Origin of the sequence: Pseudomonas sp. MWU347 (assembly GCF_017947305.1) — a bacterium.
In the GTDB taxonomy this organism is placed as follows: domain Bacteria; phylum Pseudomonadota; class Gammaproteobacteria; order Pseudomonadales; family Pseudomonadaceae; genus Aquipseudomonas; species Aquipseudomonas putida_A.
The window spans coordinates 205,981-218,585 of sequence record NZ_JAFGZB010000011.1; the positions used below are offsets into that span (position 1 = coordinate 205,981).

Consider the following 12,605-nt stretch of genomic DNA (forward strand, 5'->3'; position numbering starts at 1 on the left):
CCTGCCGGTATGCCGACAGGGCTTTTTTCATGGGGGCGAATCAGCCCGCATTTGTTTTGCGTTCAAGTGCCAGGTGCACGGCACGCAGCGCGTTGAGTCGGCCGTGCCCGTAGTAGTGACTGTGGCCGTTTTCGTCGTACTGGCCGCGCGGCCCGTCATCGGGGTGGCCGATCTTGTCGCAGCAATCGGCAAGTATCTGGCGTACCGCAGAGCGATCAAGCTCGGGATTGACGCCGAGCACCAGCGCAGCGATGCCCGCGGCGCCGGGGCAGGCGCTGGAGGTACCGCTGAAGGTGTCGGTGTAGGCCGGCAATGTGGCGGCGGCAAACTTTGCGCTCAAATCAGTGGTACGGATACCCCGGGTCTGCGGGATCGAAGTCGCAGGCTTGAACTTCGGATCGGGGTGTTGCTGATCTCCGCTGGGAAAGCAGCACCAGAGCGACTTGCCATAGTCACTGTAGGCACTGCGCCGGTTCTGATCGTTGCAGGCACCTACCGCAATGACGTGGGGGTGGCTGGAATAGCCATCGTTATCGGCGCACTCGTTACCGTTTCCCGCGCCAAAAAAGATCACACAGCCTTTGCCATTGCGGCCCTTGGTGGCGGCGTATTCGATTGCCAGCCGCGTGCTGGCGGCCAGGGGAAACACTTGCGTGTGACGCGGGTCCGCCGGGTCGGCCCAATGCCCTTCAGCCGGCCCCCAGCTGCAGGAAATGACGTCGGCTCCCTGATCGGCCGCCCAGAAAAAGGCGTCGGCCTCCGCGCGGGCTCCCAAGGGTTTGGTGAGTTTCAATGGCATCAGGCTGGCTTTGGGGGCGACACCGCTGGCGCCGTCCTCGCCATTGGCGCAAGCCACCCCGGCAGCGGCCGTACCGTGGCGTTCCAGGGCGTTCAGTGGGCGCGGCCCGCCTTTGGCGTTACGTCGGTCAAAGTTCTTTGCACCGACCACTTTGCCTTCTCCGGAAAATTCGGGATGGTCAATATCAAACGCGTCATCGATGACTGCGATGACGATGCCTTCGCCCTGCGCGAGCTCATGCGCGGCTTCGACGTTGGCGCTGGCATCGATTTCAACCTGATAGGTCACGGTGGTTTTCTTCAGGTGCCACTGATTGGCATGGATCGCTCGGCGTTGACCCTGGCGCAGCAGCTCCGGGTGGCAGTACTCGATCTCGTCGCGTTCCAGCCATTCACTCGTGAGGGTGCAGATATCGATGCCATGGGTGGCGGGGTGATGCACAAAAAAGGCATTTTTTGCATACGGCACCTGTTGCTTGATCATCAGGCCCAGCGCTTGAAGTATGACCATGCACTCAGTGGCTTTCAGTGAGTCGATGAACTTCAAAAAGATATTTTCGGTATAGAGCACCGGCTCCTGATTGATGGGATCCACCAGCACGCTGCCCGCGAAGCGCACGTCGGGCAATTCGCGTAGCAGCGCCTTGCGTTGCGATGCGTCCGAGTGTCCAGGCAGTTTGAAAATCTGCACATCAGCGTCCTCGACATGCAGCAACAGCTCGCAACCTTCCAGCGCTGCGTGAGCAGATTCGCAGCAAAGCGTTTGGGCCAACTGCGTTCCCGCGTGGCTGCGGACTGCCAGCAATTGGCGATTTTTCTGCAGAACAAAAGGGCGGTCGTGCTGCTTGCCGAAATTGACTTCTACCATGAGCGTGCTTCTTCCTTTGGATAATGACGGGGCAAAATGCCCCTGGATCAATGTCCAAAGTCTGCAGTCCAGCGTCCGCAAGTGATGTCGGCAGTATTCCTGCGGAATGTGGGAAATCACTTCGCCTGTCAGCGGTTTTTACAACTCGACATGTAGGATTGGTGTCCCGGTTGTTCCTTCCTGCGTGGGGTTGTGTGGGGCGCCGCAGCTGACTAAGATGTCAGAAAATTCATCCTATGATTGGATGAAAGGGCGAATTTCATGACAGACATCTCACCTTTGATCAAGCGATCCCTGGTCGATCAGGCTCTGGATCAGTTGCGTCAGCGCATCAGCGATGGCGTGTGGCAGGTCGGCGAACGGCTGCCGACCGAGCCTGAGCTGTGCGCCGATCTGGGCATCAGCCGCAACACCGTGCGCGAAGCCATGCGCGTGCTGGCGTTTTCCGGGTTGATCGAAATCCGTCAGGGCGACGGCAGTTATTTGCGCGCAGTGGTCGATCCGATGGACACGCTCAAGGCGTTGTCCCGCTGCTCGCTGGAGCAGGCGCGCGAGACCCGGCACATTCTCGAAGTCGAGGCGATTGGCCTGGCCGCGTTGCGCCGCACCGATGAAGATCTCGCCGCATTGCGCGCAGCGCTCGGCACCAGCGGCAGCCACTACCACGGTGATCTCGACACTTACATTGCCTGCGATCTGGTGTTCCACCGCCGTCTGGTGGACGCCGCGCACAACCCCACCCTCAGCGAGTTGTATCGCTATTTCTCCAGCATCGTCGGCGCGCAATTGCGCCAGACGCTGAACATCGTCCCGCGCCGTCAGGAAGTGTTCGACCTGCACATCGAGTTGCTCGATGCCGTCGAACAACGCGACCCGGAACGGGCCAAAGCCATATCGAGGCAGTTGATCAATGAACCTTGAAAGCGAGAAAAACTTTTCAACCCCCAAGCGCACGGCGGAGCTCGAAGAGCTGCTGATCGACGCCGAGGCTGACGACGAACAAGTACAGCAAAGCCATCCGCTGGTGCGCCGGCCGTGGCTGTTGTTGCTGGGGCTGATTCTGGTGGCGCTGAACCTGCGCCCGGCGCTGTCGAGCATGGCGCCGCTGCTCAGCGAAGTGTCGAAAAGCCTTGGTCTGTCTGCGGCTCAGGCCGGTTTGCTGACCACGTTGCCGGTGTTGTGCCTGGGACTGTTCGCGCCGCTGGCGCCGATTCTGGCGCGGCGTTTCGGCGCCGAGCGGGTGGTGCTGGGGATTCTGCTGACTCTGGCTGGCGGGATCATTGTGCGCAGCAACTTCGGTGAGATCGGGCTGTTTGCAGGTAGCGTGCTTGGCGGTGCGAGCATCGGCATTATCGGCGTGCTGCTGCCGGGCATCGTCAAACGCGACTTCGCCAAACACGCCGGAACCATGACCGGCGTCTACACCATGGCCCTGTGCCTGGGCGCGGCAATGGCCGCGGGTTCGACCGTGCCGTTGAGCGAGCACTTCGACCACAGCTGGGCATTGGGCCTGGGCTTCTGGGTGATTCCGGCGCTGGTGGCGGCGCTGTTCTGGCTGCCGCAAGTCGGGCAGAAACACGGCGCGCACAACGTCGCCTATCGGGTGAAAGGTCTGCTGCGCGATCCGCTGGCGTGGCAAGTGACCTTGTACATGGGCCTGCAATCGTCGCTGGCGTACATCGTGTTCGGCTGGTTGCCGTCGATCCTGATCGGTCGTGGCCTGACTCCGACCCAGGCCGGCCTGGTGCTGTCCGGTTCGGTGATCATCCAGCTCGCCAGCTCCCTGGCTGCACCGTGGCTGGCGACCCGTGGCAAGGACCAGCGCCTGGCGATCGTGGTGGTGATGGCGCTGACCCTCGGTGGTCTGTTCGGTTGCCTGTATGCGCCGATTGAAGGGCTCTGGGGCTGGGCGATTCTGCTGGGGCTGGGGCAGGGCGGTACGTTCAGTCTGGCGCTGACCCTGATCGTGCTGCGCTCGCGGGATTCGCATGTGGCGGCGAACCTGTCGAGCATGTCCCAGGGCTTCGGCTACACCTTGGCGTCGATGGGGCCGTTCGCGGTCGGCGTGGTGCATGACTGGACCGGCGGCTGGAATGCCGTGGGCTGGATCTTCGGCATCATCGGCACCGGTGCGATCATTGCCGGCCTTGGTGCCGGCCGGGCGCTGTACGTGCAAGTGCAAAGCGAAAAGATCTGACACGGTTCAACTTGTAGGAGTGAGCCTGCTCGCGATAACGGTGTGTCGGTCAACATTGCGCTGACTGATACACCGCTATCGCGAGCAGGCTCACTCCTACAGTGGTTCTGTGTGCGGCTGATATTCGCTTTGCGAATGCCGATAGTGTTTCTGCGATTTGCAGCTTATCGTGCTGGCAATCTGTCCATTTCCTGGAGTTTGCCCATGAGCGAAGCCCACGCCGCCCTGATCACCCGCTTCTACCAGGCCTTCCAGCGCCTCGACGCCGAGGCCATGGCCGCCTGCTACACCGACGACGTGGTGTTCAGCGATCCGGCGTTCGGCGAGTTGCGCGGGCGGGATGCCGGCGACATGTGGCGCATGCTCACCACCCGCGCCAAGGACTTCTCCCTGACCTTCGACAATGTCCGCGCCGACGAGCGCAGCGGCGGTGCGCACTGGGTGGCGACTTACCTGTTCAGCCAGACCGGCAACGTGGTAATCAACGATATCCAGGCGCGCTTCGTCTTTCGCGACGGCAAGATCTGCGAGCACCACGACCACTTCGACCTGTGGCGCTGGTCGCGTCAGGCCTTGGGTTTCAAAGGCCTGCTGCTCGGCTGGACACCGCTGGTGCGCAACGCGGTCCGGGCGCAGGCGCTGAAAGGTCTGAAGGCATTTCAGGCTACTCGCTGATAAGATCGCGGCCTGTTTCCTACACGTCCAGATCCCGAAGTGACTAGCCTCAGCGAAAAACCGGTTGAAGTCGTCGAGCCAGTGAGCAAGTCCTGGTTCGTCTACCTCGTGCGCGCGGCCAACGGTTCGCTGTATTGCGGGATCAGCGACGACCCGGTGCGCCGCTTCGCCAAGCATCAAAGCGGCAAGGGCGCGCGCTTCTTCCTGTCCAGCCCGGCGATGGCGCTGGTCTACACCGAGCGTTGCCGCGACAAAAGCGACGCGCTGCGCCAGGAACGGCTGATCAAAAAGCTGCGCAAGAGCGCCAAGGAATGTCTGGTCGCGTCTTATCAATCTGACTGATTGGTTCCCATCAGGCAGATCTGTAGGCTGCTAATCAAATGCACGCTAAGCTGCCGACTCACTTTCTGTGCGGCGGAGCCGAGCATGTCCGAGTTGATTCTGCATCATTACCCGACCTCTCCATTTGCTGAAAAGGCTCGTCTGCTGTTGGGCTTCAAAGGCTTATCCTGGCGCTCGGTGCACATTTCGCCGGTGATGCCCAAGCCGGATCTGACCGCGTTGACTGGCGGCTACCGCAAGACCCCGGTGTTGCAGATCGGCGCCGACATCTATTGCGACACATCGTTGATTGCCCGTCGTCTGGAGCAGGAAAAAGCCCTGCCGGCGTTTTTCCCGGAAGGGCAGGAAATGACCAGCGCCAGCTTCGCCGCTTGGGCCGATTCGGTGGTGTTCCAGCACGCGGTCAGCCTGGTGTTCCAGCCGGAGTCGGTGGCCGTGCGTTTCGGCAAGTTGCCGCCGGAAGCGATCAAGGCGTTTATCGCTGACCGTGCCGGGCTGTTCAGTGGCGGCAGCGCCACGCGGCTGTCGGCCGAGCAGGCCAAGCATCAATGGCCAACGATCATGGCGCGGCTGGAGCAGCAGTTGCAGCGCGAGCAGGGCGACTTCCTGTTCGGTGAACCGTCGATTGCCGACTTCGCCCTGGCGCATCCGCTGTGGTTCCTCAAGGCGACGCATGTCACTGCGCCGTTGGTCGATGAGTATCCGGCCGTGACTGCCTGGCTGGCGCGCGTGCTGGGCTTTGGTCATGGTGCCGCGAGTGAGATGACTGCCGAGGAGGCGCTGGAAGTCGCGCGCAGTTCGACGCCGGCGGCGTTGCCGGATGAGCAGTTTGTCGATCCGAACGGTTTCAAGGCCGGGCAGCAGGTGGCGATTGCCGCGACAGATTACGGGGTTGATCCGGTGGTGGGTGAGTTGCTGTTTGCTGGCCGCGAAGAGCTGATCCTGCGCCGCGAAGACCCGCGTGGCGGCGTGGTGCACGTGCACTTCCCGCGCTTTGGATTCCGCATCGAAGCCCGCTGATCAGCAAGTAGCCTCTGCTTGAGGGGAGGGGCGCAATTGTGGTGAGGGGATTTATCCCCGATGGGGCGCGAAGCGCCCCCAAAAAACTGCACGCTTTACCATGCAGATTTTGCGACGGCTTCGCCGCCGATCGGGGATAAATCCCCTCACCACAGAGGAGCTGTGTTATTTCAGGGCAGCGAGAATTTCGTCCGGGTCAAACCCGCGAATCAACGTGCCATTCACGTCGATCAGCGGAATCCCGCGCCCGCCCAGCGCCTCATACGCCTTGCGCGCCTCGGCGTCCTTCTCGATGTCGAATTCCCTGAAAGGAATCCCCTTGCTGTCGAGAAAGCGCCTGGTCTGTTTGCAGTAGCCGCACCAGTCGGTGGCATACAGCACGACATGGGCCTGCGCCCGCGTCTGCTCAGAGACCATCTGCGACGGGTTGAACACCCGCTCGATCTTGCCCCAGTTCTGATAGACCACGACCACCAGCAGAACCAGCGCAACCTTCTTCAGCACATTGCCGAGCATCAGTTGCGGCGCTTGAGCTGATCGGTGAGCGAGGTCGGCAGGCCCTTGATGATCAGGGTGCCAGCCTCTTCGTCGTACTCGATCTTCGAGCCCAGCAGGTGCGCTTCAAAGCTGATCGATAGACCCTCGGCGCGGCCGGTGAAGCGGCGGAACTGGTTAAGGGTGCGTTTGTCTGCCGGAATCTCCGGCGACAGGCCATAGTCCTTGTTGCGGATGTGATCGTAGAAGGCTTTCGGCCGTTCTTCGTCGATCAGCTCCGACAGCTCTTCCAGGCCCATCGGCTCGCCGAGCTTGGCCTGGCTGCTGGCGTAATCGACCAGGGTCTTGGTTTTCTCGCGGGCGGAGTCTTCCGGGAGGTCTTCGCTCTCGACGAAGTCGCTGAAGGCCTTGAGCAGGGTGCGGGTCTCGCCCGGGCCATCGACGCCTTCCTGGCAGCCGATGAAGTCGCGGAAATACTCCGAAACCTTCTTGCCGTTCTTGCCCTTGATAAACGAGATGTACTGCTTGGATTGCTTGTTGTTCTGCCACTCGGAGACGTTGATCCGCGCCGCCAGATGCAGCTGGCCGAGGTCGAGGTGACGCGATGGGGTCACGTCCAGTTCATCGGTCACCGCCACGCCTTCGCTGTGGTGCAGCAGGGCAATCGCCAGGTAGTCAGTCATGCCTTGCTGATAGTGGGCGAACAGCACGTGGCCACCGACCGACAGGTTCGATTCTTCCATCAGCTTTTGCAGGTGCTCGACCGCGACTTTGCTGAACGCGGCGAAGTCCTTGCCACCGTCCATGTATTCCTTCAGCCAGCCGCTGAACGGGAACGCACCGGATTCCGGGTGGAACAGGCCCCAGGCTTTGCCCTGTTTGGCGTTGTAGCTCTCGTTGAGGTCGGCGAGCATGTTCTCGATGGCCGCGGACTCAGCCAGTTCGGAGTCACGGGCGTGCAGAACTGCGGGCGTGCCGTCGGGTTTTTTGTCGATCAGGTGGACGATGCAATGACGGATCGGCATGGGCTTCTCGGCTGGTGGAAGGGAGGAGGGCAGGCTCCCCCGAAAAAGCGCCCAGTGTACCGCAACCACTGGTTTTGGCGCGGGGTGAAGGGCAAATCCAGGGCGGGTGGGTGCCCTTATGCAGTTTTTTACCGATTTAGAGCAATAAACCTGACCAAATGGGTAGCTAGAGGCGGATATTTCCCCGTCTCTGTGCTAGTTTTGCCCGGTCTTACGCGAAGTCACTGCGTTAAGCGTGCAATCAGCATTTGTCAGGTCGAACCAAACCCTGATTTCGGCATCTATAACCCGACTCGTCGTGGTTATCGCCGAGGGTGCCAGATCCAGAAGATCGGGCTCGATGGCTGACACTGCACTCTGCAATCCATATGAATTTGATAGGGAAGGAACACTACATGGCTCTTACTAAAGACCAACTGATCGCCGACATCGCTGAAGCTATCGACGCGCCGAAAACCACCGCGCGTAACGCTCTGGACCAACTGGGCCAAATCGTTGCCGATCAGCTGGAAAACGGCGGCGAAATCACCTTGCCAGGTATCGGCAAGCTGAAAGTGACCGAGCGTCCTGCCCGCACTGGCCGTAACCCTTCGACTGGCGCTGCCATCGAAATCCCTGCCAAGAAAGTGATCAAGCTGGTTGTGGCCAAAGGCCTGACCGACGCTGTGAACAAGTAAGACGCAGCGATAAAAAAACCGTGCACCGGAGTGATCCGGGCACGGTTTTTTTGTGTCTGCGATTTGGCGATGCACCTCGAACCTTTGTAGGAGTGAGCCTGCTCGCGATAGCGGTGTGTCAGTCACCTTGATGTCGGCTGATACACCGCTTTCGCGAGCAAGCCCGCTCCCACAAGTAGCTCAGTGTCAGCGAACCCAGCGCTCGCGACGCCAGATCTGCTGCTCGGACTTGGTCTGGAAGGTCCAGGCCACGAAGCGGCTCTGTTTCTGCCCTTGCGACATCTCCACCACCTGGCTTTCCAGTACGCCGGCCTTTTTCAGCGCGGTTTCGATGGCAGGCAGGTTCGAGGCTTTCGACACCAGGGTGCTGAACCACAGCACCTTGTGCTGGAAGTTCGCGCTTTCGGCGATCAGTTGGGTCACGAAACGTGCTTCGCCGCCTTCACACCACAGCTCGGCGGACTGGCCACCGAAGTTCAGTACCGGCAGTTTGCGTTTTGGATCGGCCTTTCCCAGTGCGCGCCATTTGCGCTCGCTGCCCTTGGTCGCTTCCTCCATCGAAGCGTGGAACGGCGGGTTGCACATGGTCAGGTCAAAGCGCTCGCCCGGCTCCAGCAAGCCGATCAGGATGTGCTTGCGGTTTTCCTGCTGGCGCAGCTGGATCACCTTGTTCAGCCCGTTGGACTGGACGATGGCCTTCGCGGCAGCCACTGCGGTCGGATCGATTTCCGAACCGAGGAAGTGCCAGCGGTATTCGCTGTTACCGATCAGCGGATAAACGCAGTTGGCGCCCATGCCGATGTCCAGCACGTTGACGATCGCACCGCGCGGCACTTTGCCGTCGTTCATGCTGGCCAGCAGGTCGGCGAGGAAATGCACGTAATCGGCACGGCCCGGGACCGGTGGGCACAGATAATCCGCCGGAATGTCCCAATGCTCGATGCCGTAGAACGACTTGAGCAGCGCCCGGTTGAACACACGCACCGCATCGGGGCTGGCGAAGTCGATGCTTTCCTTGCCGTACGGGTTGGTGATCACGAACTTCGCCAGTTCCGGCGTGGTCTTGATCAGCGCCGGGAAGTCATAGCGACCCTGGTGGCGATTGCGCGGGTGCAGGCTGGCCTTTTCACGCGGCTCGACGGCTTTGGCCGGGGTCGCGGCATCAGGCTTCTTGCGCGCAGGTTTGGGTGTGCGGGGGGCGTTCATGGGTGTGATCGATTCGGGTATGGCTGAAAGTGGCGGGTATTGTCCCACATCTAAAGGCAACACCGTTCAAACTGTGGGAGCGGGCTTGCTCGCGAAAGTGGTGTGTCCGCCAACACATAGGTTGAATGACACACCGCATTCGCGAGCAGGCTCGCTCCCACAGGGGATTCGTGGCGATTCTTGAATAAAAAAGGGAGGCCTTTGCGGGCCTCCCTTTTTCATTGCGGCTTGCCCTTACAGGCTGGAAATCCGCGCGTGCTGCTCGGCCAGTTTGCCCAGGGCCTGTTCAGCCTCGGCCAGTTTGGCGCGTTCCTTCTCGATGACTTCGGCCGGGGCCTTGTCAACGAAACCGGCGTTCGACAGCTTGCCGCCAACCCGCTGGACTTCGCCCTCCAGACGCAGGATTTCCTTATCCAGACGTGCCAGCTCGGCGCCCTTGTCGATCAGACCGGCCATCGGCACCAGCACTTCCATCTCGCCAACCAGCGCGGTGGCGGACAGCGGCGCCTCTTCGCCGGCGGCGAGTACGGTGATCGATTCCAGACGCGCCAGTTTCTTCAGCAGCGCTTCGTTTTCGGTCAGGCGACGCTGATCTTCAGCGCTGACGTTCTTCAGGTAGATCGGCAGCGGTTTGCCCGGGCCGATGTTCATTTCGCCACGGATGTTGCGCGTGCCGAGCATCAGACCCTTGAGCCATTCGATGTCGTCTTCGGCGGCCGGATCGATGCGCGCCTCAACGGCCACCGGCCAAGGTTGCAGCATGATCGTCTTGCCCTGAATGCCGGCCAGCGGCGCGATGCGCTGCCAGATTTCTTCAGTGATGAACGGCATGAACGGGTGCGCCAGACGCAGCGCCACTTCCAATACGCGCACCAGGGTGCGACGGGTGCCGCGCTGACGCTCGACCGGAGCGTTTTCGTCCCACAGCACTGGCTTGGACAGTTCCAGGTACCAGTCGCAGTACTGGTTCCAGATGAACTCGTACAGCGCTTGCGCGGCGAGGTCGAAACGGAACTGATCCAGTTGACGGGTCACTTCGGCTTCGGTGCGTTGCAGTTGCGAGATGATCCAGCGATCCGCCAGCGACAGCTCATAGGCTTCGCCGTTCTGGCCGCAGTCTTCGCCCTTGTCCAGAACATAACGCGCGGCGTTCCAGATCTTGTTGCAGAAGTTGCGATAGCCTTCGACGCGGCCCATGTCGAACTTGATGTCGCGACCGGTGGACGCCAGCGAGCAGAAGGTGAAGCGCAGGGCGTCGGTGCCGTAGCTGGCGATGCCGTCGGCGAACTCGTCGCGGGTCTGCTTCTCGATCTTCTTCGCCAGTTTCGGCTGCATCATGCCGGAGGTGCGTTTCTGCACCAGGGCTTCCAGCTCGATACCGTCGATGATGTCCAGCGGGTCCAGGACGTTGCCCTTGGACTTGGACATCTTCTGGCCCTGGCCATCACGCACCAGGCCGTGCACATAAACGGTCTTGAACGGTACTTGCGGGGTGCCGTCCTCGTTCTTGATCAGGTGCATCGTCAGCATGATCATCCGGGCAACCCAGAAGAAAATGATGTCGAAACCGGTGACCAGCACGTCGGTGGAGTGGAATTTTTTCAGGAACTCGGTCTTTTCCGGCCAACCGAGGGTGGAGAACGTCCACAGCCCCGAACTGAACCAGGTGTCGAGCACGTCGTTGTCCTGTTGCAGCGCAACGTCCGGGCCGAGGTTGTGCTTGGCCCGCACTTCGGCTTCGTCGCGACCGACGTAGACCTTGCCCGACTCGTCGTACCAGGCCGGAATCCGATGGCCCCACCACAGCTGACGGCTGATGCACCAGTCCTGGATGTCGCGCATCCACGAGAAGTACATGTTTTCGTACTGCTTCGGCACGAACTGGATACGGCCGTCTTCAACGGCAGCAATCGCCGGCTCAGCCAGCGGCTTGGTGGAAACGTACCACTGGTCGGTCAGCCACGGCTCGATCACGGTGCCGGAACGGTCGCCTTTCGGCACTTTCAGGTTGTGATCGTCGACGCTGACCAGAAGGCCGGCGGCGTCGAACGCCGCGACGATCTGCTTGCGCGCTTCGAAACGCTCGAGACCGGCGTACTGGGCCGGGATCTGGCCATCGATGCTGTCGTTCAACGTGCCGTCGAGGTTGAACACCTGGGCTGCGGGCAGCACGTTGGCGTTCTTGTCGAAGATGTTCAGCAGCGGCAGGTTGTGGCGCTTACCGACTTCGTAGTCGTTGAAATCGTGGGCCGGGGTGATCTTCACGCAACCGGTGCCGAACTCTGGATCGCAGTAATCGTCGGCGATGATCGGGATGCGGCGGCCAACCAGTGGCAGCTCGACAAACTTGCCGATCAGGGCTTTGTAGCGTTCGTCGTTCGGGTTAACCGCGACGGCGGAGTCGCCGAGCATGGTTTCCGGACGGGTGGTCGCGACGATCAGGAAATTGTTGCCTTCAGCGGTTTTCGCGCCGTCGGCCAGCGGGTACTTGAGGTTCCACAGGAAACCTTTCTCGTCGTGGTTTTCCACTTCGAGGTCGGAAATCGCCGTGTGCAACTTGGTGTCCCAGTTGACCAGACGCTTGCCGCGGTAGATCAGGCCGTCTTCGTGCAGGCGTACGAAGGCTTCTTTAACCGCTTCCGAGAGACCGTCGTCCATGGTGAAGCGCTCGCGGCTCCAGTCCACGGACGAACCGAGGCGGCGGATCTGACGGCTGATGTTGCCGCCGGACTGATCCTTCCACTCCCAGACTTTCTCGAGGAATTTCTCGCGGCCCAGGTCGTGGCGGTTCTGGCCGGTGGCTTCCAGTTGACGCTCCACCAGCATCTGCGTGGCGATACCGGCGTGGTCGGTGCCCGGCTGCCACAGGGTGTTGCGACCCTGCATGCGGCGGAAACGGATCAGGGCGTCCATGATCGCGTTGTTGAAACCGTGACCCATGTGCAGGCTGCCGGTGACGTTCGGCGGCGGGATCATGATGGTGTAGGAATCGCCCGCGCCTTGCGGTGCGAAATAGTTCTCGGACTCCCAGGTGTTGTACCAGGAAGTTTCAATGGCGTGCGGCTGGTAGGTCTTATCCATGCGCGGCGGGACCCTATTGGCATTTATTCAGGAAAAGCCGGGAAGTATAGCGGGGCATGGGGCCGAGGGCGAGCGGGGGGGCGTCTGGGCGGACACTAATGTTGGAAGGAAACCTTTGTGGTGAGGGGATTTATCCCCGATGGGCCGCGCAGCAGCTCCAATATTTCATTCACGCTGCGTATTTGCAGGGTTCACGACTGCTGCGCAGCCGATCGGGGATA

At 61.0% G+C, this 12,605-nt stretch carries 11 protein-coding genes; 6 read left to right on the top strand and 5 right to left on the bottom strand.

Annotation, left to right across the window (positions count from 1 at the left end; translation table 11 throughout):
• Positions 1-40: 40 nt before the first annotated feature.
• On the bottom strand, positions 41-1,666 hold the full coding sequence (locus KCG87_RS23005; protein ID WP_210558939.1) for a S8 family serine peptidase: 1,626 nt from the start codon (positions 1,664-1,666) through the stop codon (positions 41-43).
• Between the two features lie 261 nt (positions 1,667-1,927).
• Between KCG87_RS23005 and KCG87_RS23010 the strand changes: the two genes are divergently transcribed.
• From KCG87_RS23010 to KCG87_RS23030, 5 genes are all read left to right on the top strand, one after another.
• Positions 1,928-2,587, top strand: a complete 660-nt coding sequence (locus KCG87_RS23010; protein ID WP_098967322.1) for a FadR/GntR family transcriptional regulator — start codon at positions 1,928-1,930, stop codon at positions 2,585-2,587.
• Positions 2,577-3,863: a CynX/NimT family MFS transporter gene (locus KCG87_RS23015; RefSeq protein WP_139053794.1), complete on the top strand. Its 1,287-nt coding sequence runs from the start codon at positions 2,577-2,579 to the stop codon at positions 3,861-3,863. The genes KCG87_RS23010 and KCG87_RS23015 overlap by 11 nt, the downstream gene beginning before the upstream one ends.
• A 204-nt stretch (positions 3,864-4,067) precedes the next feature.
• The gene (locus KCG87_RS23020) at positions 4,068-4,538 is read left to right on the top strand and encodes a nuclear transport factor 2 family protein (protein ID WP_027610944.1); all 471 of its coding nucleotides are present in this window, start codon (positions 4,068-4,070) and stop codon (positions 4,536-4,538) included.
• A 39-nt stretch (positions 4,539-4,577) separates the two neighbouring features.
• Entirely contained in the window at positions 4,578-4,880 is a 303-nt protein-coding gene (locus KCG87_RS23025; RefSeq protein WP_115986582.1) for a GIY-YIG nuclease family protein, read from the top strand.
• 84 nt (positions 4,881-4,964) lie between these two features.
• Positions 4,965-5,900: a glutathione S-transferase family protein gene (locus KCG87_RS23030; RefSeq protein WP_098967328.1), complete on the top strand. Its 936-nt coding sequence runs from the start codon at positions 4,965-4,967 to the stop codon at positions 5,898-5,900.
• A gap of 165 nt (positions 5,901-6,065) precedes the next feature.
• Here KCG87_RS23030 and KCG87_RS23035 read toward each other — a convergent pair whose 3' ends face one another.
• Together KCG87_RS23035 and yejK are read right to left on the bottom strand one after the other, a co-directional pair.
• On the bottom strand, positions 6,066-6,416 hold the full coding sequence (locus tag KCG87_RS23035) for a glutaredoxin family protein (protein ID WP_210558940.1): 351 nt from the start codon (positions 6,414-6,416) through the stop codon (positions 6,066-6,068).
• Positions 6,416-7,420: a nucleoid-associated protein YejK gene (gene yejK / locus KCG87_RS23040; protein WP_003221908.1), complete on the bottom strand. Its 1,005-nt coding sequence runs from the start codon at positions 7,418-7,420 to the stop codon at positions 6,416-6,418. Before yejK ends, KCG87_RS23035 begins: the two co-directional genes overlap by 1 nt.
• Positions 7,421-7,815: 395 nt before the next feature.
• Between yejK and KCG87_RS23045 the strand changes: the two genes are divergently transcribed.
• The gene (locus KCG87_RS23045; RefSeq protein ID WP_003221909.1) at positions 7,816-8,097 is read left to right on the top strand and encodes an HU family DNA-binding protein; all 282 of its coding nucleotides are present in this window, start codon (positions 7,816-7,818) and stop codon (positions 8,095-8,097) included.
• Positions 8,098-8,283: 186 nt separating this feature from the next.
• Here KCG87_RS23045 and rlmF read toward each other — a convergent pair whose 3' ends face one another.
• Both rlmF and KCG87_RS23055 read right to left on the bottom strand, forming a co-directional pair.
• A complete protein-coding gene (gene rlmF, locus KCG87_RS23050) occupies positions 8,284-9,303 on the bottom strand; it encodes a 23S rRNA (adenine(1618)-N(6))-methyltransferase RlmF (protein ID WP_098967331.1) in 1,020 nt (339 codons plus the stop codon).
• 234 nt (positions 9,304-9,537) lie between these two features.
• The gene (locus KCG87_RS23055; RefSeq protein ID WP_210558941.1) at positions 9,538-12,384 is read right to left on the bottom strand and encodes a valine--tRNA ligase; all 2,847 of its coding nucleotides are present in this window, start codon (positions 12,382-12,384) and stop codon (positions 9,538-9,540) included.
• Positions 12,385-12,605 lie beyond the last annotated feature (221 nt).

Excerpts from the sequence above, each read along its gene's own strand:
- KCG87_RS23005 (WP_210558939.1), bottom strand. The coding sequence starts at position 1,666 with ATGGTAGAAGTCAATTTCGGCAAGCAGCACGACCGCCCTTTTGTTCTG.
- KCG87_RS23010 (WP_098967322.1), top strand. The coding sequence starts at position 1,928 with ATGACAGACATCTCACCTTTGATCAAGCGATCCCTGGTCGATCAGGCT.
- KCG87_RS23015 (WP_139053794.1), top strand. The coding sequence starts at position 2,577 with ATGAACCTTGAAAGCGAGAAAAACTTTTCAACCCCCAAGCGCACGGCG.
- KCG87_RS23020 (WP_027610944.1), top strand. The coding sequence starts at position 4,068 with ATGAGCGAAGCCCACGCCGCCCTGATCACCCGCTTCTACCAGGCCTTC.
- KCG87_RS23030 (WP_098967328.1), top strand. The coding sequence starts at position 4,965 with ATGTCCGAGTTGATTCTGCATCATTACCCGACCTCTCCATTTGCTGAA.
- KCG87_RS23035 (WP_210558940.1), bottom strand. The coding sequence starts at position 6,416 with ATGCTCGGCAATGTGCTGAAGAAGGTTGCGCTGGTTCTGCTGGTGGTC.
- yejK (WP_003221908.1), bottom strand. The coding sequence starts at position 7,420 with ATGCCGATCCGTCATTGCATCGTCCACCTGATCGACAAAAAACCCGAC.
- KCG87_RS23045 (WP_003221909.1), top strand. The coding sequence starts at position 7,816 with ATGGCTCTTACTAAAGACCAACTGATCGCCGACATCGCTGAAGCTATC.
- rlmF (WP_098967331.1), bottom strand. The coding sequence starts at position 9,303 with ATGAACGCCCCCCGCACACCCAAACCTGCGCGCAAGAAGCCTGATGCC.
- KCG87_RS23055 (WP_210558941.1), bottom strand. The coding sequence starts at position 12,384 with ATGGATAAGACCTACCAGCCGCACGCCATTGAAACTTCCTGGTACAAC.